This window comes from Sphingomonas sp. Leaf37 (assembly GCF_920939475.1).
Classification (GTDB): Bacteria; Pseudomonadota; Alphaproteobacteria; order Sphingomonadales; family Sphingomonadaceae; genus Sphingomonas.
On the sequence record NZ_CAKLAX010000002.1, the window covers coordinates 868905 to 890005 of the forward strand.

General features: G+C 66.7%; 20 protein-coding genes. 12 read left to right on the top strand and 8 right to left on the bottom strand.

All coding sequences use genetic code 11. The annotated features are described in order from the left end of the window. Positions 1 to 44: 44 nt before the first annotated feature. The gene (locus tag LRA87_RS09535) at positions 45 to 1022 is read right to left on the bottom strand and encodes a quinone oxidoreductase family protein (RefSeq protein WP_230631119.1); all 978 of its coding nucleotides are present in this window, start codon (positions 1020 to 1022) and stop codon (positions 45 to 47) included. A gap of 112 nt (positions 1023 to 1134) precedes the next feature. On the opposite strand from LRA87_RS09535, the gene LRA87_RS09540 reads away from it, so the two are divergent. Next, a complete protein-coding gene (locus tag LRA87_RS09540; RefSeq protein ID WP_230631120.1) occupies positions 1135 to 2559 on the top strand; it encodes an aldehyde dehydrogenase family protein in 1425 nt (474 codons plus the stop codon). Positions 2560 to 2597: 38 nt separating this feature from the next. Here the strand turns inward: LRA87_RS09540 and LRA87_RS09545 are convergent, their stop codons facing one another. Next, positions 2598 to 3266 (bottom strand): spermidine synthase, encoded by a 669-nt coding sequence (locus LRA87_RS09545; RefSeq protein ID WP_230631121.1) that lies wholly within the window; start codon positions 3264 to 3266, stop codon positions 2598 to 2600. Positions 3267 to 3443: 177 nt separating this feature from the next. Here LRA87_RS09545 and LRA87_RS09550 point away from each other — a divergent pair, with 177 nt between their 5' ends. Next, entirely contained in the window at positions 3444 to 3794 is a 351-nt protein-coding gene (locus tag LRA87_RS09550) for a DUF6481 family protein (protein ID WP_230631122.1), read from the top strand. 285 nt (positions 3795 to 4079) lie between these two features. On the opposite strand, the gene LRA87_RS09555 is transcribed toward LRA87_RS09550, so the two are convergent. From LRA87_RS09555 to LRA87_RS09565, 3 genes are all read right to left on the bottom strand, one after another. After that, positions 4080 to 8198 (bottom strand): translocation/assembly module TamB domain-containing protein, encoded by a 4119-nt coding sequence (locus tag LRA87_RS09555; RefSeq protein ID WP_230631123.1) that lies wholly within the window; start codon positions 8196 to 8198, stop codon positions 4080 to 4082. After that, on the bottom strand, positions 8195 to 10126 hold the full coding sequence (locus LRA87_RS09560) for an autotransporter assembly complex protein TamA (RefSeq protein ID WP_230631124.1): 1932 nt from the start codon (positions 10124 to 10126) through the stop codon (positions 8195 to 8197). Before LRA87_RS09560 ends, LRA87_RS09555 begins: the two co-directional genes overlap by 4 nt. A gap of 93 nt (positions 10127 to 10219) precedes the next feature. Next, entirely contained in the window at positions 10220 to 10429 is a 210-nt protein-coding gene (locus LRA87_RS09565) for a hypothetical protein (protein WP_230631125.1), read from the bottom strand. Positions 10430 to 10607: 178 nt separating this feature from the next. Between LRA87_RS09565 and LRA87_RS09570 the strand changes: the two genes are divergently transcribed. Then, the gene (locus LRA87_RS09570) at positions 10608 to 10778 is read left to right on the top strand and encodes a hypothetical protein (protein WP_230631126.1); all 171 of its coding nucleotides are present in this window, start codon (positions 10608 to 10610) and stop codon (positions 10776 to 10778) included. Here the strand turns inward: LRA87_RS09570 and LRA87_RS09575 are convergent, their stop codons facing one another. Then, positions 10779 to 11396 carry a S24 family peptidase gene (locus tag LRA87_RS09575; protein ID WP_230631127.1) on the bottom strand — a complete coding sequence of 206 codons (618 nt, stop codon included), beginning with the start codon at positions 11394 to 11396 and terminating at the stop codon, positions 10779 to 10781. 90 nt (positions 11397 to 11486) lie between these two features. Between LRA87_RS09575 and LRA87_RS09580 the strand changes: the two genes are divergently transcribed. The 6 genes from LRA87_RS09580 (at position 11487) to LRA87_RS09605 (ending at position 16350) form a co-directional block, all read left to right on the top strand. Further along, complete coding sequence (locus tag LRA87_RS09580) at positions 11487 to 11663, top strand: hypothetical protein (RefSeq protein WP_230631128.1); 177 nt, start codon at positions 11487 to 11489, stop codon at positions 11661 to 11663. Continuing rightward, on the top strand, positions 11660 to 11968 hold the full coding sequence (locus LRA87_RS09585) for a hypothetical protein (RefSeq protein WP_230631129.1): 309 nt from the start codon (positions 11660 to 11662) through the stop codon (positions 11966 to 11968). Before LRA87_RS09580 ends, LRA87_RS09585 begins: the two co-directional genes overlap by 4 nt. 24 nt (positions 11969 to 11992) lie before the next feature. Beyond that, positions 11993 to 12775, top strand: coding sequence for a tryptophan 2,3-dioxygenase (locus LRA87_RS09590; protein ID WP_230631130.1), 783 nt, complete (start codon positions 11993 to 11995; stop codon positions 12773 to 12775). Positions 12776 to 12835: 60 nt separating this feature from the next. Then, positions 12836 to 14020 (top strand): acyl-CoA dehydrogenase, encoded by a 1185-nt coding sequence (locus LRA87_RS09595; RefSeq protein WP_230631227.1) that lies wholly within the window; start codon positions 12836 to 12838, stop codon positions 14018 to 14020. A gap of 11 nt (positions 14021 to 14031) precedes the next feature. Further along, positions 14032 to 15141 carry a CaiB/BaiF CoA transferase family protein gene (locus LRA87_RS09600; RefSeq protein ID WP_230631131.1) on the top strand — a complete coding sequence of 370 codons (1110 nt, stop codon included), beginning with the start codon at positions 14032 to 14034 and terminating at the stop codon, positions 15139 to 15141. A gap of 90 nt (positions 15142 to 15231) precedes the next feature. Then, positions 15232 to 16350, top strand: a complete 1119-nt coding sequence (locus tag LRA87_RS09605; RefSeq protein WP_268934846.1) for a CaiB/BaiF CoA transferase family protein — start codon at positions 15232 to 15234, stop codon at positions 16348 to 16350. Positions 16351 to 16366: 16 nt separating this feature from the next. Here the strand turns inward: LRA87_RS09605 and LRA87_RS09610 are convergent, their stop codons facing one another. Continuing rightward, complete coding sequence (locus LRA87_RS09610) at positions 16367 to 17671, bottom strand: sugar MFS transporter (RefSeq protein ID WP_230631132.1); 1305 nt, start codon at positions 17669 to 17671, stop codon at positions 16367 to 16369. A 65-nt stretch (positions 17672 to 17736) separates the two neighbouring features. Continuing rightward, positions 17737 to 18537 (bottom strand): DODA-type extradiol aromatic ring-opening family dioxygenase, encoded by an 801-nt coding sequence (locus LRA87_RS09615; RefSeq protein WP_230631133.1) that lies wholly within the window; start codon positions 18535 to 18537, stop codon positions 17737 to 17739. Between the two features lie 76 nt (positions 18538 to 18613). Here LRA87_RS09615 and LRA87_RS09620 point away from each other — a divergent pair, with 76 nt between their 5' ends. From LRA87_RS09620 to LRA87_RS09630, 3 genes are all read left to right on the top strand, one after another. Further along, positions 18614 to 19174 carry a (2Fe-2S)-binding protein gene (locus LRA87_RS09620; RefSeq protein WP_230631134.1) on the top strand — a complete coding sequence of 187 codons (561 nt, stop codon included), beginning with the start codon at positions 18614 to 18616 and terminating at the stop codon, positions 19172 to 19174. A 94-nt stretch (positions 19175 to 19268) separates the two neighbouring features. After that, the gene (locus tag LRA87_RS09625; RefSeq protein WP_230631135.1) at positions 19269 to 20219 is read left to right on the top strand and encodes an RcnB family protein; all 951 of its coding nucleotides are present in this window, start codon (positions 19269 to 19271) and stop codon (positions 20217 to 20219) included. Between the two features lie 99 nt (positions 20220 to 20318). Then, complete coding sequence (locus tag LRA87_RS09630; protein WP_230631136.1) at positions 20319 to 20996, top strand: 2OG-Fe(II) oxygenase; 678 nt, start codon at positions 20319 to 20321, stop codon at positions 20994 to 20996. The last annotated feature ends 105 nt before the right edge of the window (positions 20997 to 21101 follow it).

Consider the following 21101-nt stretch of genomic DNA (forward strand, 5'->3'; position numbering starts at 1 on the left):
CGCCGCCATGACAAAGGCGTCATCTGCCGCCAATATGCCTCAGCTCACACGTCGAACACGCTGCTCCCATGCGTCTCGCCAGCCTCCAGCGCGCGGTGCGCTGCCTCGGCATCCTCCAGCGCGAACGTGCGGCCGATCGTCGGCCTGATCGCATCGTTGCGCAGCATCGAAAACACCCGCTCGACGCCGGCCGTCCGCTCCTCCGCGGTCACATAATAGTCGAACAGCGTCGGGCGCGTGACGAACAGCGATCCCTTGGCCGCCAGCGTGCCGAGGTTGATGCCGTTAACCGGTCCCCCGGCATTGCCGTAACTGACGACAAGGCCGCGGCGTGCGGTGGCTGCCAGCGTCGCCTCCCATGTCGCCATGCCGACGCCGTCGAACACCGTGGCGACGCCGCGCCCGCCGGTGATCTCCCGTACCCGGACTGCGACATCTTCGTCGCGGTGAAGGATGACATGATCCGCGCCGGCCGCACGGGCGTGGTCGGCCTTGTCCGCATGGCCTGCCGTACCGATCACCGTCGCGCCGATCGCCTTCAGCCAGCCGACCAGCAACTGCCCCACGCCGCCCGCTGCGGCCCATACCAGCACCGTCTGCCCCGCCTGCACACGCGCGCATCGCTCGACCAGCGCCTCGGTCGTGCAGCCTTTCAACAGCAAGGCGGCGGCGGTCCGGTCGTCGACATCGTCGGGCAGGCGCAGCAACTGGTTCGCCGCGACGTTGCGCGCAGTCGCATAGGCGCCGCGCGACGGCCCGAACGTACCGACCCGATCGCCGATCGCGACATCGGTAACGCCCGCCCCCACCGCCTCGACGACACCGGCCGCCTCGCTGCCGAGGCCGGCGGGCAAATCCACCGGATAGACGCCACTGCGATGATAGGTGTCGATGTAGTTCAGTCCGACCGCACGATGGCGCATCCGCACCTCGCCGGGTCCCGGCGGCGGCAGGTCCACGTCGACCCACTCGATCACTTCCGGCCCGCCGGTCCGCGCGATCCGCGCCACCCGTTCACCCATCGCCCGTCACTCCATCGAAACCGCCGATCCAACGCCGACACGCGTTTCGGGTTGCAACCTTTCGGTCGCCGTCGCACATCGGGTGCAAAGCATAACGACGGAGAGCGACGCGATGAACAGTCACCTCACATTCTACATCGATGGCGCATGGGTGGAGAGCGAAGGCGGCACCGCGCATCAGGTGATCGATCCCTCGACCGAACAGCCGGTGACGGAAATCACACTCGGTACGCGGGCCGATGTCGACAAGGCCGTCGCCGCGGCGCGGACCGCCTTCGAAACCTTCTCACAGACCAGCCCCGAAGAACGCGCCGACCTGCTCGACCGCGTGATAGAGGCCTACAAGTCGCGCATCCCCGATCTCGCCAAAGCGGTCAGCCAGGAAATGGGCGCCCCGATCGGCTTCGCACAGGCGGCGCAGGCACCCGCCGGACTCGGCTACATCATGGGGACGGCCAAGGCCCTGCGTGAATTCACCTTCTCCGAACAGGTCGGCAAGGCACGCGTCGTCCATGAACCCGTCGGCGTCGTCGCGATGATCACCCCATGGAACTGGCCGCTCAACCAGATTTGCGCGAAGGTTGCACCCGCCATCGCCGGCGGCAATACGATGATCCTGAAGCCGTCGGAGGAAGCACCGCGTTGTGCGATGATCCTCGCCGAAATCCTTCATGAAGCGGGAGTGCCGGCGGGCGTCTTCAACCTCGTCAACGGCGACGGGCCGACCGTCGGCGCGGCGCTCTCCAGCCATCGCGACGTCGACATGGTCAGCTTTACCGGATCGACCCGCGCCGGCATCGCGGTCGCACAGGCCGCCGCCGCCACCGTCAAGCGCGTGCATCAGGAACTTGGCGGCAAGGCTCCCAATCTCGTGCTGGAGGGCGCCGACCTCGCCAGCGTCCTGCCGCCGACGTTGCAGGGCGTGCTGGCCAATTCGGGCCAGAGCTGCATCGCCCCCACCCGCCTGCTCGTCCACGACAGCCAGATCGACGAGGCGAAGCACGTCGCCAAGGCGATATTCGAAGCGACACCGGTGGGCGATCCGGCCGAGATGGGTGCGCACATCGGACCGGTGGTCAACAAGGCCCAGTTCGACAAGATACAGGCGTTGATCCAGTCTGCGATCGACGAAGGCGCGACCCTCGTCACGGGCGGGCCCGGACGCCCCGACGGGCGCAACGCCGGCTATTACATCCGCCCGACGGTTTTCGCCGACGTCACGCCAGACATGCGCATCGCGCGCGAGGAGACGTTCGGCCCGGTCGCGACGATCACCCGCTACACGACGCAGGACGAGGCGATCCGCCTCGCCAACGCAACCGAATACGGCTTGTCCGCCGCCATCTCCGGCGACCCCGCCGCCGCGGCGAAGATCGCACCACGACTGCGCGCCGGACTGGTGACGATCAACGCCTGGAGCGGCACGATCGGCACGCCCTTCGGAGGCTACAAGCAGTCCGGCAACGGTCGCGAAGGCGGCAAATACGGTATCGCCGATTTCATGGAGCTGAAGACGATCGTTGGGGAGCCGGGGTAAGGTAGCAATAAGAAGCCCCTCCCCTGAAGGGGTGGGACTTAACGCCCTGTCGCGAACCAGATCGTATGCATCGGCCCCTTGCCGTTGCTGCGCGCCCGCACCGTCACTTCGTCGACATCGAACCCGCCCTCGCGCAGCCGCCGGGCGAACGCGGCATCCTTCGCAGCCGACCACACCGCCAGCACACCGCCCGGCCGCAACGCCGCCCGTGCCATGGACAGGCCCCGCGCCGAATACAGCCGGTCGTTCACCGGCCGCACCAGCCCGTCGGGGCCGTTGTCGACATCCAGCAGAATCGCGTCATACGTCCCCCGCCCCGCCGCGATCACGTCCGCGACATCGCCGAACTCCACCGCCACCCGGGAATCGTCGAGGCAACCCGCGGTCAGCTCCACCATCGGCCCTCGCGCCCAGTCGACGATCTCGGGCACCAGTTCGGCCACAGTCACCCGCCCTTGCGGCCCCAGCTTCGCCAACGCCGCCCGCAGTGTGAACCCCATGCCGTAACCGCCGACCAGCAGATGCGGGGCGGAACTGCGCAAGCGATCGATCGTCATCGTCGCCAGCGCCTCTTCCGACCCGCTCATCCGGCTGTTCATCAGCTCGTTGCGTTCCAGCACGATCATGAAGTCCGCGCCCCGCCGGAACAGCCGCAGCGGCTCGCCACCCGGCACCTCGGCAGTCCCCAGCAATTCCCGCGGCGTCATGGCAGCGTCACTCCCGTATGCATAAAGCTCGCCCGTACAGCCGCCCGCGCCGCAAGGCGAGGCGCGTCGTCCGGGCACGTTTTTGGCAATTCGGGCGTTCTGCTGTAACGGACCCTTACGAGCCGGCCCGCACTTCGCGAGTCACTCGCCCGAACCGACAGGATCATCACGACCCACATGCCAGCCTACAAGCCCCAGACGTTCCAGGAGCGCGCCGCCCTTTCCGCCCAGGCCAAGCAGGCCGCGCTCGACAAATTGCGTGCCAAGCCCCCCATGGACCCGGCGATCGTCGCCGAGCGCAAGGCCGCCGCCGAAGCCAAGGAAGCCGCGCTCGCGCAGGCGCGTGCGGACAAGCAGGCCGCCCGCGAACAGGCGATCGCCGAGAAGAAGGCCGCCGCCGAGGCGGCAGCCCTCGCCGCTGCCGAAGCCGCCGCCAAGGCCAAACCCAAGATTCCGACCGAAGCCGAGATGAAGGCAGCGCGCGATGCCCGCTACGCCGCTCGCAAGCAGCGCGTCGGCAAGCGCTGACATGGCGCGCAAGCCGCTCGCCACCCGGCGAGCGGCTTCGGACCACGATCCGGTTACAGGCTGCGCTTATGGCGGCTAGCCGATGCTTGAAGATCGATAAGCATTCGATCACGGTTCGCCTTTGCTGGTGCGGGGCACCGGGCGTCGCCTGATCCTGTCATCCGCACGCAGGCGGGAATACTGCACAGCTGCACTGCACTACGGCGTGAGGCATATGCCTATATAGCTGCCAGCTTCCGCCGCGACACCGGGTGTAGAGTAGAGCGACCTGCGATCGCCTCGCCTTCAATAGTCCTTCGACACCCGGACGTTGGCGCTCTGCCGCCCCAGCGTCGAGATGCTCGACAATAGCGACAGCCACCGCGTCACCTGGAACTCCACCTGGGTCGCGGAATAGCCCTGCCCGTCGGTCACGATCTCGGCATACAGCCGCCGCGTCACGAACTTGCCCGCCGCGATCGATGTGCCCTGCCCGGTCTGCGGATCGGCAGGCAGGATGCGGAGCCGGTCCAGCCCCGCCGCGCGCCGCACCGCATTGATCGGATTCAGACCGTTGCCGCCATCCTGCAACGCCGCCACCGCCGCCGCCAGTTGTAACGCCTCCGGGGCCGACAGCCGCGTGATGGAGGTGCCGAACAGCAACCGCGACAGCAACTCGTCCTCGGGCAATGCCGGCACGCTGGAAAAGCCGATTTCGGGCTTCAGCGCGGTACCGGTCACCCGGATCGACGCGCTGAGACCGGTCGAATCGGCATTCGCCTCGATATCCAGCGCCGGATTGGCGGGCACTTCCCCGGCGAACCGGATCACGCCGCGGGTCAGACCGAACTTGCGACCGGCGAATTCATAATCGCCGCGCACCAATGTCGCCTGCCCGGTGATCGCCGGGTTCGCCGGCTGGCCGGCGATGGCAAGATCGGCGGACCATTCACTGGACAGGCCCAATCCGCTGACGATCACCTTGTCCGCCGCTCTCGCCTTGATCGCCAGCGTCCATGGAGCGATGGGCGTCTCATCCTCCTCGCCGCCATCGGGGAGGTTGATCTCGCGGATATTGAGTCGCGGCACCGCACTCGCTGCGGTCGCCTGCCCCAACCGGTAACGGCTGCGGTTGAGCACCAGTTCGCCTGCGATCCTTCCGCCGCTGCCGTCGGAGGTAAAGGTCAACGGCCCCGTCACGGTCGCACCGATGTCATCGCGATTGATCATCACCGCACGGTCGGCGGCCAGCCGGATATCGATGCCGATGCCATGCGCCGCCGCGAAGTCGAACCCGCCGCTGCCGGTCACCCGCCCACCCTTGCCTGCATCGGCGGCGAAGCGATCGATCTGCAGACGCGATCCGCCGAACCGCCCGCTCGCCTGCACGTTGGTGAGGACGGTGCCGGTGTTGGCACTCTCGATGCGCGCGTTGCTGGCCTGCAACACACCGCGGATCACCGGTGCACCGATCCGACCGCTGACGTCCGCACCGATCGCGACCGGCCCTGACAGGTCGAACAATTCCACTCCGGTCAGACGCCATAGCGTGTCTGCCGGCCCTTGATAGCGCAGTTGCGCGAACAGTGGCGCCGCCGCGATCCGGTTGGCGAGATCGCCCGTACCCAGCGGTCGCAACAACGCCTGCCCACGCCCGATCGTCTTGCCGCCCGATGCCATCACCGCCCGTACGCCCAGCCGATCTGCCGATAGCGCCGCCGCCAACCCCACGTCGATCGGGCGCGACGACAGCACCAGCCCCGCCCGGCTCAGCCCCCGCACGGTCAGGTTCGCTTTTCCGGTCGGTGCCTGCCCGTCGGCGGTGGCGTAATCGAAGGTGCCGGACGCGGTGCCGCTCAGTCCGAGACGTGGAAAGCCGATGTCGAGGATCGCCAGCGGCATCCGCGTCAGCGACGCTTGCAGCGCGAGTCGCCCGCCGCCGAACCGTCCACTCACCGCACCCTCGCCGCCCGCAAACGACAGCTTGGTCGATTCCAGCCGCCAGCCGTCGCCATCGCGCCCGATCTCGGCCGGGGTCAACAGCTTGAGCGGCCGGCGGTCCAGCGTTCCCTGCGCCGATACGACGTAGCGATCGGGCGAAACCTGCACGACCGTCTGGATATCGAACGCCCGTCCGCGCGATCCCGCGATCGACACGCGCATTTCGCCCACGCCTCCGCGGAGCCGCGCATTGCCGGCGAACCGTGCCAGGTTGAGGCGGCCTTGTCGTAATCCGGTGCCTGTCGCGGTCGCGTCGATCGACGTTCCCGCCGGATCCAGCAGCATCACCGCATCCAGATGCCCGCGGCGCAGCGTCGTCGCGTCCAGTTGGGCATTGGCGGCATCCAGATGCGTCTCGATCCGCTGCACGCTACCAACCGGCCGGAACAGCAACTCGCCGGACAACCCGCCGCCGGCGACACCGAGCCGTCCGGTGAAGCCACCGGTCACGATCGCCAGCCGCCCGGACGCGGTCGTGCCGCTGACGGCGAGCCGGTCGATCTGGATGATATCGTCCACGCCCGGCGGAAGGAGCAGGATCGATCCCGTCGCCCCGAACGGCCCCAGGCGAGATCCCCCCTCGGCACGCCACTGGAATCCTTGCGCCGTCGGGTCCAGATGCGCCCGCACCTGCGACAGGCCGAGCGTATCGTTCGGTCGCGCGAACACCAGGTCCAGCGTCGGGCGGTCGATCCTGCCGTCCAGCCTGACCGTCACCGGCCCGTATTTCGCGTGTCGCCCGGCCGCCTCGATATGAAACGTGCCGTCCTGCCGCCGCAGACCAGCACCGCGCAGGCTCAGCAGCGGCGATGTCAGCACCATGTCGGCGAAGTGCAGCACGCCGTCGGGTGTCCGCTCCAGCCCGGTGACGATCCGCGGCAATCCGCCGGTTAGCCCGCGCAGGAAACCATTGTCGAGCCGAACCACCTGCACCGTGCCGCGCCCGACGATCCGTGTGCCCCATCCGCCGGTCCCCGGCACCACGCGAAGCTCGCTGCGCAGGTCGACGACGCCGAGCCCCTTAATGTACAGCCGGTTGAGCGTGCCGTTCAGCCCGACCTCGTAACGGCCGCTGGCGAAATCGACGGACAGCATGATCCGGCCCGCCAGTTTGTCCGATCGCAGCCGCAGGGCGTCGCCGGTCAACAGCGATCCTCGCAACGTCAGCGGTCCGTCGAGGCGGAGGTTGCGCAGGATACCGCCGGCAACGGCCCCGACGCCGGTCACCTCCGCCGCCGCGAAGCGCACCGGCATTGCCAGCACCCGCTGGCCCAGCCGCCCGCTGCCCGCCAGCCGGACCGCGGTCATGCCGGCTCTATCGATCGTCAGTCGGTCCGCGCGCAGCCGATAATCGAATCGCGCCGTCGCGATATCGCCATCCAGCACGCCGCGCAGCTCGACGCCACTGCCGCTCATCGTGGGGATGACCGCCGCCGGCCGCAGCAACCGCGCTCGCACCCGCATATTGCGGAACGTGCTCGTCCCCATATCGACGGCGCCCGATACCTCCGCCACGAGCGCCGGGCTGCGTAGCGACAGGGTCCCGGCCAGCCGCCGTTCGAAAAACGTCGCGCTGCCGTTCACCAGCAGCTGCGGGCTTGCCAGGCGTCGCGCCAATCCGCCGATAAGCCGGCCCGGCGCCAGCTGTCCCGACAGCGTGTAGCGCCCGGCCTCCGCCGCGAGCGCGAGGTCGATCGCCCGTACGCCGCCGGCACGCCCGATCGCCTTCCCGCGCCACCTGGACCAGCTGCCGTCGCCGCCGACCTCCAGCGTCAGTGCGCGGTTGATCCCGAAACTGCGGGCCAGCACGCCACCTGCCGAGCCCGCCGCACGCACGTCCACGTCGAATGTGTCGCGATCCGGCTCGGCATCGATCCGCAACGCCAGCCGGTCGGAACCCGCAACCAGCGCATCGAGCCGCACCAGCGCGCGCCCGTGCCGGATATCGGCATATCCCGCGATCCGCCCGACGCGCCCGGTCCCCAGAACAGGCTTCGCCAGCACCAGCCGATCGATCGCCAGTCGCCCGATGCGGATGTCCACATCGGGCAGGATCGGACCTCGCTTCGCGGTCTTGCGCGTGTGCGGCGCATGGAACATCGTCGCCTGCGGGATCGTCACTGCGTCGATCTCCAGCCTGTTCCGCAGCCACAGCCACGGCGTCCAGTCGAGCGTCACCGCCGGCGCCTGAACGAGCACGCCATCGAGATCGTAGACGCGGACGTCCTTCAATACCGTCCGGTCGTACAACGACCCGTCGATCCGCCCCACGGTGAAGCGCAGCCCGTTACCGGTCCGGATCGCCCCGATGCGTTCCGCGACCCAGCGATGACCGATGTCGGTGTCTACGATCAGCAGCGCGCCCGCGAACACCGCGAGCAAGGCGGCGAGAGCGATCGCGATGCGCCGCAGCCAGCGCGTCAAAACGCCTGTCCAAGCGACACGTACACGGCGATCCGGCTATCCCCCGGCTGCGGATTGAGCGGCGTGCCGACGTCCAGACGGATCGGGCCGAAATTGGAATAATAGCGCACACCCACGCCCGCGCCGTACTGGAAGTCGCTCAGTCGCGGCAGTGCGCTGGTATAGATCGTGCCGCCATCCAGAAACGGCACGATCCCGAAATTGCCGAACGTCTTTACCCGCGCCTCGATCGAGAATTCGGCGAGGCTCCGCCCACCGATCGGGTCGTTGTTGATGTCGCGCGGCCCGATCGCCTGAAAACCATAGCCGCGCACGGATGCGCCACCACCAGCATAGAAACGCCGCGACGGTGCGATCCGGTCACGCGAGGCGCCCAGGATCGATCCGAGCCGCACCCGCTCCGCCAGCACCAGCCCACTCCTGACGGACTGGTAAGCGCTGCCGTCGACCTGCACCCGTCCATAGCCGAATGCGGCGCCCTGCAACGAAAATTCCGGACTGATCCGCCCGCCGAGCCGGAATCCGCGCGTCGGGTTGAGCAGATCGTCCGATCCGTCATAATTGAGGCTGGTCGGCGTCGCGGCGATATAGAAGGTCCGCCGGCGCGGATCGCCCGTCGCGGCGATCACGTCCCTTTCGTCGGACGTCAGCAGTTCGCCACCCAGCGACCATGTCCACTTCTTCTGGAAGAAGATCGTCGTCTGTCGCTCGAGCGTCGCAGACAGGGTGAATGTCTTCGCCTCATAGGCGTCGCGCCGGACGTGCGCGGCGGCGACTTGCCCGGTCAGCACCCGGTCGCGCCCGCCGAAGTTGTTGCGGCGGAATACCAGACTGCCGAGCTGCTCGCGCGTTCCCGCCACGCCGCGCACGGTCAAAGCCCCCTCCGGCGGAAACAGATTGCGGTGCGTCCAGCTCAGCTCCGCGCGCGCGCCTTCACCAGTGCCATAGCCCAGTTCGCCGGCGATCGTGCGCGGTGGTGCGGGTTCCAGCCTGACACCGATATCGACCGTCCCGGGCGCGCGACCCTCGATCGGCTTGACCACCACGGTCGACACCAGACTGGTCTGGATCAACGCCCGCCGCAGATCATCCAGCGACGATGCGTCGTAGCGATCGCCCGGCGCGAACCGGGCGATCTCCTGCACGTGACGCGCATCAAACACGCGATTGCCGGGCAGAGCCACCACCTGCCCGAACCGTCGCTCCGATCCCGGCGCGACGGCCAAATCGAGCGTCGCGGTCTTTGTCGCATGATCGACGACGATCTGTGGATCACCGACATCGGCGAACGGAAAGCCCTCCTGCCCGATCCGCGTTGTCAGTCGGGCCTCTCCGGCGACGATCGCATCGGCGTTGACCGGGTCTTGCGCCTTCACGCCGAAGGCCTCGCGCAGAACCGGTGCCTTGTCCCCCGCTGCGGCAATCCCGCCCAGCGTCACGTCTTTAAACCGGTACAACGTCCCGGGTTCCGCCTGCAGCACCACCTGCGGTTTGGCGCCCGGTTCGACCCGCGTGGTCACCCGCGCCTCGTAATAGCCTTCGCCACGCAGGAGCGTCTGGAGCAGGTCCGCATCCTCACGCGCCCGCCGGTCCAGCTGCGCAGCATTCGCTGCTCCGTCATCATTGGCATTCAGGGTGGACAGATCGTCGAACCGCTGGCGTAGCAGCGCCGTCTCCGCGGCGTCGATACCCTCGATCCGCCAGCCGTAGCGCGTCTCGGCGATGCCATCGATCGCCTGCGTTACCGCTTCCGTTCCGGCGTCGGCACCCAGATCGGGCCAGGCGACCCCGATATCCGGCAGTGGCGCCAGTGGTGCGTTGGGGTCGAGCGGCACCGACTCCGCGGGCAAGGTCTGCGCCGTGGCCTGTCCGCAGAAAAGAAGCACAGCGGTCGCGCCAAGCCCGAACCACCCCACACGCGATACCATCGGCGCGTGTTAGCGTGGCCGTGTCGCGTGCGACAGTCCCCTAACCGGGAACCTGACCGAACATCCGGGCGGACGGAGTGATCCGGACGCGCATCAGTGGATCGTTCCGATCGCTTCTTCCGACGCCAGCACCTCGATCAATCGCTCGGTTTGCCGCCAACGGCAAAAACGCAGATAATTGCCGATATCGCGCATATGCCCGGCGCGGATCGCCGCTTCCACCGGTGCATGATCGCCGAATGCAGCGATCAGGTCCGCGGCCTCTGCCACCTGTTCGGCGTCGGCGAGATACATCGGGACCATGCGTTACTCCTGAACCACTGCACCACTGTCTTTTACAAAGTTCGTGCCACGGCGCCGCATCTACGCACCTGCGGGGGGATCGATGGTAAACGCATCGGCCCGGCAGCTATTCGAGCCGTCCCGATTGTGCCATTCGGGGACGCTGGCGTCCCGCTGCGGGACGTGGCAGGGGCGTGGCATGGCTGACACTCCCCCCTCCGCCGCGGGCGGCATCCTCATCGCGATCTGTTGCATCGGCGGCGCCGTCATCGGTTTGATGCAGGGGCAGGTGACCATCGGCTTTCTCGGCGGACTGGTGATAGGCAGCCTTGCTGCGGTCGCAATCTGGCTTCGGGACAGCCGCCGCTGATCAGCGCGGCTGACGCATCAGCCAGACGACCTTCCCGACGATTTCGACGCGACCCGACGGAACCGGTGACGCCGCGGGATTATCGCTCATGACCTTCAGTTCTTGCGGCGTTCGCATCACGCGTTTGACCATAACCGTGTCGTCGATCCGCACCACGAACACAGCTCCGCGAGCATCGGGCGATCGGCGTGCGCGGTCGACGACGATCAGATCGCCGTCAACAAGCCCGGGCTCCATCGAATCGCCCCGCACCCGTACGATCGCGGCCTCCCCCTCACGCAGCCCGAGCCTCGTTGCCAGCGCGGGGTCGAGCTCCGCCGCGCCGAGCACGATCTCGCCATCGACGTATGCACCGGGACCCGCGGACACCGCGATGTCGAGCCGCGGCAGACTGAACGAAGGTCGGCCGGCATCCGCCCCCAATGCGACTTCGTCGACCCCAAAATAATCCGCCAGCCGCCGTCGATCGTCCGCCGCCAGCCGCCGCGGCGACCCGCGCGTTACGAATTGCTGAAGATAGGCGGCATTGCGCCCCAGCATCGCCGACAGCGCGGCCAGGCTGTCCCCCCGCCCTGCAGCCAGATCCCGCAAACGGGCACGCGGATCCACCGTCTCCATACCGGATCGATAGCCTAGGAAATTTTCCTAGACAAGTTGGAGATGTGGGAACAGATCGTGAACGAGGTTCTGAGGAGTCGGAGGGAAACGATGTCACTGCTGATCAAGATCGACCGCTATCTGCGCCACACCAAGATGTCGCGTAGCCAGTTCGGCCGGCTTGCCATCAACGATCCGCGGCTGGTCACCGACATGATGAACGGCCGGACGATCGGCGCCACCACCGCAGCCCGAATCGAACGCTTCATCGACGGAGAAACCGCATGATCCACCAGCGCGATCCATTCGCCCGTTTCAAGCGTGCACTTGCCGGCAGTGCAAACCGGTTCGGCCTGTCCTTGCAGCATATCGTCTTCACCGATCGACCGTGGTCCAGTGCCACCTTTACCGGGCATCGGCTGTCCGGCACGCTGACGGTCGAAGGCGCTGCGATCGACGGCTGGCTGGCCGCGTTACCTGAAGAGGAACTGGCGGTTTCCGGCCTGATCGTCGCGGACATCGTGGCCTCACACTGCCACCGCGGAGCGGATGGCGACGGAATCGTGCTGGAGGCGCTGTTGCTGGAAGCCTGATGCGCGATCCGCTACGCTCGGGAAATGACGGTAACCTATCGCAGCTACCTGCGCCTGCCCGAACTGCTCGTTTTGCAGAGCCCGCTCAGCGACGTGCACGACGAACTGCTGTTCGTGACGATCCATCAGGCGTCCGAATTGTGGATGAAGCTGTGCCTGCACGAACTGCATGCCGCACGTGATCGTATCGCCGCGGACGACCTGCCGCCCGCGCTCAAGATGATGGCGCGGGTGAGCCGGATCCAGACGCAGTTGATCCAGTCCTGGGAGGTGCTGGCGACGATGACACCCGCCGATTATGCCGCCATGCGCGGTAGCCTCGGCAAAAGTTCGGGTTTCCAGTCGGATCAATATCGCCAGCTGGAATTCATCATGGGCAATCGTAACGCGGCCATGATCGACGTGTTCGAAGAGGCCGACGTTCGGCAGCGGCTGCTCGACGAACTCGCCCGCCCCAGCATCTACGATGAGGCGCTGCGACTGCTACACCGGCGCGGACTGCCGGTGTCGGCGGACCGGCTGGAACGAGATTTCACGCGCACCGCGGCGGCATCGCCGTCGATCGAGGCGTGCTGGGCGACGGTGTACGGCAACCCCGCGGCCTATTGGGACCTGTACGAACTCGCCGAAAAGCTCGTCGACCTCGAATATCACGTCCAGCTGTGGCGGTTCGGCCATCTGAAGACGGTCGAGCGGGTGATCGGTTTCAAGACCGGCACCGGAGGCACCGCGGGCGTGCCGTACCTCGCCCGCGTCGTCGAACAGCGCTTCTTCCCCGAATTGCTCGGCGTCCGGACCAGCCTGTAGCGTCGGCGCCCTTGCCGGATGCACGGATCATCCGTACCGCACCTTCAAAAGGAGACGATGATGGCCGGCATGGGCAAGTTCGACTGGGCGGATCCGTTCCTGCTCGACGATCAGCTGAGCGAAGACGAACGGATGATCCGCGACACCGCGCGCGCCTATGCGCAGGATCGGCTGGCGCCGCGCATCGTGGAGGCGTTCCAGCACGAGCACACCGATCCGGCAATCTTTCGCGAGATGGGCGAACTGGGCCTGCTGGGGCCGACGATTCCCGAGGAGTTCGGCGGCGTCGGCGCCAATTACGTGGCATATGGCCTGGTTGCGCGTGAGGTGGAACGCATCGATTCGGGCTATCGTTCGATGATGAGCGTGCAGTCCAGCCTCGTGATGTATCCGATCTACGCCTATGGATCGGACGCGCAAAGGCAGGGCTTTCTGCCCAAGCTGGCGAGCGGCGAATATATCGGGTGCTTCGGCCTGACCGAGCCCGATGCAGGCTCGGATCCCGGCGCCATGACCACCCGCGCCCGCAAGGTCGAGGGCGGTTATGTCCTGTCCGGCACCAAGACCTGGATTTCGAATGCCCCGATTGCCGACGTATTTGTCGTTTGGGCCAAGTCCGACGCGCACGGGGGCGCAATCCGCGGCTTCGTGCTCACCAAGGGGCTGAAGGGACTGTCGGCGCCCAAGATTGAGGGCAAGCTATCGCTGCGTGCATCGATCACCGGCATGATCGTGATGGAGGACGTCGAACTGGGCGAAGACGCGTTGTTGCCGGACGTTGAGGGGCTGAAAGGACCCTTCGGCTGCCTCAACCGCGCCCGCTACGGCATCAGCTGGGGCGCGCTGGGCGCGGCGGAATTCTGCTTCCACGCCGCGCGCCAATATGGCCTCGATCGCAAGCAGTTCGGCACGCCGCTCGCCGGACGCCAGCTCTACCAGAAGAAGCTCGCGGACATGGAAACCGACATCGCGCTCGGACTGCAGGCGGCGCTACGCGTCGGCCGGCTGATGGACGAGGGGCGGTTCGCGCCGGAAATGGTGTCGATGATCAAGCGCAACAACGTCGGCAAGGCGCTGGATATCGCCCGCACCAGCCGCGACATGCACGGTGGCAACGGCATTTCGGGCGAATATCAGGTCATGCGCCACGTCATGAATCTCGAGACGGTCAATACCTATGAAGGCGCGCATGACGTGCATGCGTTGATCCTCGGTCGCGCGATTACCGGCATCGCGGCGTTCTGAAACCCGCTGCGATGCCGCACCCCCTCGCCGGCCTGAAGGTTCTGGAACTCGCGCGTATTCTCGCCGGTCCGTGGGCGGGACAGGTGCTCGCCGATCTCGGTGCGGAGGTTATCAAGGTCGAAAGTCCGGCCGGGGACGACACCCGGACGTGGGGACCGCCGTTCGTCTACAATGACGACGGTACGCGCGACGCCGCCTATTTCCATGCGTGCAACCGGGGCAAGACCTCGCTGGTGATCGATTTCACCACGCCGGAAGGGCAGGCCCGCGTCCGCGCGCTCGCCGCCGACGCCGATGTCCTGATCGAGAACTTCAAGGTCGGCGGTCTCGCCAAATACGGACTGGATTACGCCAGCCTTGCGGGTGTCAATCCGCGCCTCGTCTATTGCTCGATCACCGGTTTCGGGCAGGACGGCCCCTATGCCCCGCGGGCCGGTTACGACTTCATCGTTCAGGGCATGAGCGGGATGATGGACCTGACCGGCGATCCCGACGGCGCGCCGCAGAAGATCGGCGTCGCGATGGCCGATATCACGACCGGACTGTATGCGGTGATCGCCATCCAGGCAGCGCTGGCAATGCGCGAGCGGACGGGACGCGGACAGCAGATCGACATGGCGCTGCTCGACACCATGACCGGGGTTCTGGCCAATCAGGCGGCGAATTACTTCGCCAGCGGGGTATCGCCGGCCCGCGTCGGCAATTCGCATGTCAACGTCTGCCCCTATGCCGTGTTCGAGACTGCCGATGGCTGGTTTATCCTTGCGGTGGGTAACGACGGCCAGTTCCGCCGCTTCTGCGCGGTCGTCGATCTGGACGCATCCGACCCACGTTACGCGACCAATGCCCTGCGTCTGGAACATCGCGAGCCGCTGTTCGCTGCGATCACACAGGCCACCCGGCGCTTCCGGCGCGACGATCTGCTTGCCCGGCTGGACGCGGCAGGTGTGCCTGCCGGTCCGATCAATTCGGTAGCGCAGGCGTTGAACGATCCGCATATCGCCGCCCGCGCGATGGTGCTGGACAACGTACCTATCAAAGGACTGCGCACACCGATCCGCTTCTCGGATGCCGATTTGGCGACGGATCGTTCCGCGCCGCGCCTCGGTTCGGGCGATTGACGGCGCGGCGCGGCAAGCTGCACGCGCACCATAACCTTTGTTGTGTTCGACGGATCGCCTGCTAGCTTCAGGCGAAACGGGAGAGATCGCTTGGCACCACCGCCCCTCGCCGGCCTGCGCATCGTCGAAATGGCGGGCATCGGGCCCGGACCGTTCTGTGGCATGATGTTGGCCGATCATGGTGCGGAGGTGATCCGCATCGATCGCGGCGTGCAGCCTGGTTTCAGCGATCCCGCCAGAGACCCCCTGCTGCGCTCCCGCAGGTCGATCGCGCTCGACCTCAAAACGCCGCAAGGTATCGCTGCGGTCCGCCGCATCGCCGCCGATGCGGACGGTCTGATCGAGGGGTTTCGTCCCGGCGTCATGGAACGGCTGGGTCTGGGTCCCGACCTGCTGATCGGCGACAATCCGCGCCTTGTCTACGGTCGCATGACCGGCTGGGGACAGGACGGTCCGATGGCACAGGATCCGGGCCACGATATCAATTATATCGCTCTGTCGGGCACCCTTCATGCGCTTGGCACGGCAGATGGAAAGCCTGCGCCGCCGATCAACCTGATCGGCGATTTCGGCGGTGGCGGCATGCTGCTGGCATTCGGCATGCTGGCCGCGCTGCTGCACGCGCAGCGGACCGGCGAGGGTCAGGTGGTCGACGCCGCAATGGCCGAAGGCTCCGCATTGCTGGCGAGCATGATCTGGGGTTTTCGCGCTATGGGCCGGTGGAGCGATGCGCGCGGCACCAACCTGCTCGACGGCGGCGCCCCCTTCTACGACACCTATACGACGCAGGACGGGCGATGGCTTGCGGTCGGCGCGATCGAGCCGGCGTTCTATGCGTCGCTCCGCCGGGTGATGGGACTGGACGATCCGCTATGGGACCACCAGTTCGATCCCGCCGCATGGCCGGAGATGCGCGATGCGCTGGCGGCCCGCTTCCTGACCCGGTCGCGCGACGCCTGGGTCGCGGCCTTCGCGGGGAGCGACGCATGCGTTACGCCGGTGCTGGGCTTCGACGAAGCCGCCGTCCACCCTCAGAACGATCATCGCCGCTCGATGACGATAGCGAACGGGGTGACCCAGCCCGCCCCCTCCCCACGCTATTCGGTCAGCGGCACAACGCCACCCGCGATGGAGAACGTGAGAAACGATGCGGCATCCCTCGCCGATCTGGGTTTCTCGGCCGCGGAGATCGGCGGCTTGGGGCACTGATCCCTACGCGGACCGATCAGGCCGCGCGCTCGACCTCCACCGCCGAACGGCGCGCATACAGACCATAGGCAAGAATGATCGCATAGCAGATCGCCGGTACCAGCAGCGAAAACTGCATCGATCCTGTCTTGTCGGCGATCATGCCGGTCAGCGGCGGCACGATCGCACCACCGACGATCGCGGTGGCAATCACACCCGAACCCTCCGCGGCGCGCTTGCCGAGGCCTTCGCTCGCCAGCGTGAAGATCGTCGGGAACATGACCGCGTTCATCAGGCCGATCGCCAACAGGGCGTATCCGGACAGCGCGCCGGTCGAGTTGGCGGATATCAGGATCAGCGCGATTGCGCCCGTTGCCACTGCCGCCAGCACCTTGCCCGGTGCGATACGGGTCAGCACGTACGATCCGACGAAGCGTCCGATCAGCGCGCCGCCCCAGTAATAGGCGACGTAGTTGCCCGCTGCCTGATCGCTGATCCCGAATACGGAAGACTGCATCAGGTACAGCACGATGACGGAGCCGATCGCCACCTCGGCACCGACGTACAGGAAGATGCAGGCCGCCCCCATCGCGAACCGGGGGCGCTTCAGCAGAGAGAATGCGTGGAAGATATTGCCGCTGCGATCCTGTTCTTCCTTCAGGCGGTTGCGGCGGGTCCAGACCACTGCGGCGATCACCCCCAGCGCGACGGCGAGGCCGAGATAGGTGTGGACGATGACCTGCGATGCTTCCTGCCGATAGGCGACCAGCGCGGCGCCGCTCAGGGAGGCCGCACTAACACTGGCAAGCCCGCCAAGGATCAGCGTCGACCCGACGCGCGGGAAGATCGTCGTGCCGAGCGAATTGAACGCCTGCGCGAAGGTCAGCCGGCTGGACGCGGTCTCCGGCTTGCCAAGCAGCGAGATCAGCGGATTGGCTACCACCTGCACGATGGTGATGCCCGCGCCCAGCACGAACAGCGCGACCAGGAACATTTCGAACCGCGCACTCTGCGCCGCCGGAATGAACAACAGGCAGCCGACCATCATCGTGACGAGGCCGATCGACGCGGTCCGCATGTACCCGGCGCGGCGCACGATCGCGGCGGCCGGCAGCGAGAACAGCGCATAGGCGAGGAAAAAGGCTGACTGGACCAGCATCGATGTCGCATGGTCGAGCGTGAACAGCTCCTTCAGCTTCGGGATGATGATGTCGTTGAGGCTGGTGATGCCGCCGAAGATGAAGAACAGCGCTATGACGAAGATACGCAGATCGGGCGCATCATAGCCGTGCGATGCGTCGCCGGACGCGGCGCTGTTATTGGTATCGACGTGCATTGCCATGTCGGCAGCCTCTCAGGATCGTTTGCCCGCCGCATAGGCGGGCGCGGGCCACGCTGGCAAGCGGTTCAGCCGAAACGGAAACCGGATACGGCCCAGCCCATCACGACGTCCCGATAGTCGCAAATTGCCAGCGCGTCCCCGCCTGCCCCGAGCGCCACCATCAGCGGCAGCAGATGCTCCGCCTCCGGATGCGCGAAACGGGCGTGGGGCAGCTGGTCCCATGCCGCCACGCGCGTCCTGCGCCGCGCGGGGTCCGCATCGGTCACGGCCGCTATCAGTGCCGCGTCCCATTCCGCGGCGACCGGCGTCACTTGCGGTCCCCGAGCACGCAAGTTGTGGAAGCTCATGCCGGATCCGACGATCAGCACGCCCTCGTCGCGGAGCGGTGCCAGTGCCGCACCGACGGCGATATGCGCGGTGGGGTCAAGGTCGGCGCGCAGCGACATCTGCACCAACGGAACATCCGCTGCCGGATTTGCGACCATCATCGGGATGAAGATGCCGTGATCCCAGCCTCGCGCGGCCTCTTCGCCGACGCGATGCCCGGCATCCTGCAGCAGCCGCGCTGCACGGCGCGCGACGTCCGGCGCACCAGGGGCATTCCAATGCAACCGGTAAGTGTGCTCGGGAAAGCCATGATAATCAAACAGCAGGTCGGGACGCTCGCCGACGTGCACGGTCAGGTCCGCCGCCTCCCAATGGCCCGAGATCATCAGGATCGCTCGCGGTCGTTCGGGCAGACCTGCGATCAGACCGGCAAGATAGGCCTGCATCGGCCGCCACATCCGATCGGGCGGCCCGCCGGCGGGGTCCATGAAGAAACAGGGGCCACCGCCATGCGGCACGAATAGCGTAGGAAGCGTCATGACCGCCAACGTCGGATCATCGCAGCGTCGTCGCAATCGTCTGGATCGAAACGGCGCGTTTCGCCTAAGAGGCATCATGTCGCGCCTTACGGTCAACAACCAGCCCGTCGAATACCGGCTGGATCCCGCAACGCCACTGCTGTGGGCATTACGCGACGCATCCAACCTGACAGGCACCAAATATGGTTGCGGCACCGGCCATTGCGGCGCCTGCATCGTGGAGATCGACGGCCATGCCCGCCTGTCGTGCCAGACACCGATCGGCAGCGTCGAGGGTAGTTACGTCACCACGATCGAGGGGCTGTCGCGCGAACGCAACCATCCGCTGCAACTCGCATTCATCGCAGCGAACGTGCCGCAATGCGGGTTCTGTATCCCCGGCATCGTCATGGCGGCGGCCGTCCTGCTGAAGCGCAATCCCGACCCGTCCGAGGCCGATATCCGCTCAGCGATCCGCAACATCTGCCGCTGCGGTATCTATCCGCGGATGGTCGAAGCGATCCAGCGGGCAGGTCGGGCGGCACGCGGGGAAGAGACGATTCCAGCTGGCGTTCGGCCCGGCATCGATCCGGACGACGCCGCGCGACTCGTACCCGCACTTGTGCCGCCGCCGCGCGACAAGCTTTCGGAACGCTGACGAACCAATTCAGCTTCGGCACACCGCCAGAGCTGCAAGGAGGTCCCATCATCGGAGCCGGCTCGTGCGCCGGCGGATTGAGGACGAAGGCGTCATGAAGAGCGTGATCAAGGCCCTGCTGGCGGCATCGATGCTGATGCCGATCGCCGCGCAGGCGCAGGAGCAGGACGGCCGCGAGCGCGGTCAGGGCCGCCGCGGCGAATCGGGCGAGCGCGCCGCCCGCCCCGACCGGTCGGCCGAGGTTGGCGTGCAGGGCCAGGTTCGAACCGAACGCCCGCAGGCCCGCGACTTCGGTGGGCAGCGCAGCGAGCGCGACCAGAACCGGCCGCGTCCGGACATGTCCGGTGGCGGCGGCGACGGCCGCCGGGAGGGATGGACCGGTCAGGCCCGAAACGCGGATGGCGGCAATCGCTGGCGCGAACGCCGAGGTGCCGATACGCCGCAGATCGTCCAGCCCCGTGCGGAACAGGACCGCTACGACCGTCGCCGCTTCGATCAGGGCCGAGCGGATCAGGGCCGCCCCGACCGGCAGGACCAGCGCCGCTTAGATCGTCGCGACGACTCCCGCGGATTGGGCGACCGGGATCGCGATGGCTCGCGACAGTGGAGCGATCGTGACGGCGCGCGGCAGTGGAGCGACCGGACCCGGAAGGGCTACGATCAGCGCCAGGCTTTTGGGCAGCCCCGCAGCGATTGGCGTGGCAACGCCGGTCGGCTCGACAACCGCGGGAGTAACTGGAACCGTAGCTGGCGTAACGACACCCGCTACGACTGGAACCGGTATCGGCAGGCGAACCGCAGCGCCTATCGCCTGCCGCGCTATTACGCGCCTTCGGGCTGGGGTTACGGCTATCGCCGTTTCTCCGTCGGGGTGTCGCTGTCGTCGATCCTGTTCAGCCAGAATTACTGGATCGACGATCCCTACGACTATCGTCTGCCGGAGGCGTACGGCCCCTTTCGCTGGATACGCTATTACGACGATGCGCTGCTGGTCGACATTCGCAGTGGCCAGGTCGTCGACAGCGTCTACGGCATCTTTGACTGATTTCAGACGGAAGAGGCTCGACGGAAACGTCGGGCCTCGTCTCGTAACCACGCGGTATAATGTCTTGTCTTTAACGACGCGGATTGGCATCTCCCCGTCATGTTCGCTCGCAAGAAGGCGCCCGCTCCCTCCCTCCGTCGCCAGCAGATGGGCTTGGATGTCGGCCGCCGGCTCGACGCCAATCCCGACATGGTCCGCGCCGAGGTTTCGGGCATCCAGATTTATTACCAGCTCGATTTTCTGAATTTCGCACAATGCGACACGCTCATCGCGACGATCGATGCGAACCGGCGCCCTTCGTCGCTGCTCTCCGATCGCAACGATCCCGACTTCCGCACCAGCGACAGTTGCGACATGAACCGCTACGCGCCGGAAGTGCAGCCGACCGACGAGGCAATCGCCGCACTGCTCGGCCTGCCGCCGGAACACGGCGAAACGCTACAAGGCCAGCGCTACGCCCCTGGGCAGCGGTTTCGGGCGCATCATGACTATTTTCACGAGACGGAGAGCTATTGGCAGCAGATGCAGGCTTCCGGCGGCCAGCGCACGTGGACGACGATGATCTACCTGAACGATGTCGCGGAGGGCGGCGCGACGTGGTTTCCGCAAGCGGGGTTCAAGGTCGCGCCGCGGCGGGGCCTGTTGCTGGCGTGGAACAACATGAACCCGGACGGCACTCCCAACGTCCAGACGCTGCACGAAGGCACGGCGGTGGTTGAGGGCACGAAGTACATCGTCACCAAATGGTTTCGTGAGAATGCGTGGCTGAAACGCTAAGACGCCGACACGCCGACCCACCGACACACCGACCCGCCGTCCGGCCCTTACCCCGCTCGCCCGGCCATCCTAAGGGGGCATCGAGACCTTATCGGACGAACTGAC

Coding starts and splice junctions, on each gene's coding strand:
- LRA87_RS09535 (WP_230631119.1), bottom strand. CDS start 1,022: ATGGGTGAACGGGTGGCGCGGATCGCGCGGACCGGCGGGCCGGAAGTG.
- LRA87_RS09540 (WP_230631120.1), top strand. CDS start 1,135: ATGAACAGTCACCTCACATTCTACATCGATGGCGCATGGGTGGAGAGC.
- LRA87_RS09545 (WP_230631121.1), bottom strand. CDS start 3,266: ATGACGCCGCGGGAATTGCTGGGGACTGCCGAGGTGCCGGGTGGCGAG.
- LRA87_RS09550 (WP_230631122.1), top strand. CDS start 3,444: ATGCCAGCCTACAAGCCCCAGACGTTCCAGGAGCGCGCCGCCCTTTCC.
- LRA87_RS09560 (WP_230631124.1), bottom strand. CDS start 10,126: ATGGTATCGCGTGTGGGGTGGTTCGGGCTTGGCGCGACCGCTGTGCTT.
- LRA87_RS09565 (WP_230631125.1), bottom strand. CDS start 10,429: ATGGTCCCGATGTATCTCGCCGACGCCGAACAGGTGGCAGAGGCCGCG.
- LRA87_RS09570 (WP_230631126.1), top strand. CDS start 10,608: ATGGCTGACACTCCCCCCTCCGCCGCGGGCGGCATCCTCATCGCGATC.
- LRA87_RS09575 (WP_230631127.1), bottom strand. CDS start 11,396: ATGGAGACGGTGGATCCGCGTGCCCGTTTGCGGGATCTGGCTGCAGGG.
- LRA87_RS09580 (WP_230631128.1), top strand. CDS start 11,487: ATGTCACTGCTGATCAAGATCGACCGCTATCTGCGCCACACCAAGATG.
- LRA87_RS09585 (WP_230631129.1), top strand. CDS start 11,660: ATGATCCACCAGCGCGATCCATTCGCCCGTTTCAAGCGTGCACTTGCC.
- LRA87_RS09590 (WP_230631130.1), top strand. CDS start 11,993: ATGACGGTAACCTATCGCAGCTACCTGCGCCTGCCCGAACTGCTCGTT.
- LRA87_RS09595 (WP_230631227.1), top strand. CDS start 12,836: ATGGCCGGCATGGGCAAGTTCGACTGGGCGGATCCGTTCCTGCTCGAC.
- LRA87_RS09600 (WP_230631131.1), top strand. CDS start 14,032: ATGCCGCACCCCCTCGCCGGCCTGAAGGTTCTGGAACTCGCGCGTATT.
- LRA87_RS09610 (WP_230631132.1), bottom strand. CDS start 17,671: ATGGCAATGCACGTCGATACCAATAACAGCGCCGCGTCCGGCGACGCA.
- LRA87_RS09615 (WP_230631133.1), bottom strand. CDS start 18,537: ATGACGCTTCCTACGCTATTCGTGCCGCATGGCGGTGGCCCCTGTTTC.
- LRA87_RS09620 (WP_230631134.1), top strand. CDS start 18,614: ATGTCGCGCCTTACGGTCAACAACCAGCCCGTCGAATACCGGCTGGAT.
- LRA87_RS09625 (WP_230631135.1), top strand. CDS start 19,269: ATGAAGAGCGTGATCAAGGCCCTGCTGGCGGCATCGATGCTGATGCCG.
- LRA87_RS09630 (WP_230631136.1), top strand. CDS start 20,319: ATGTTCGCTCGCAAGAAGGCGCCCGCTCCCTCCCTCCGTCGCCAGCAG.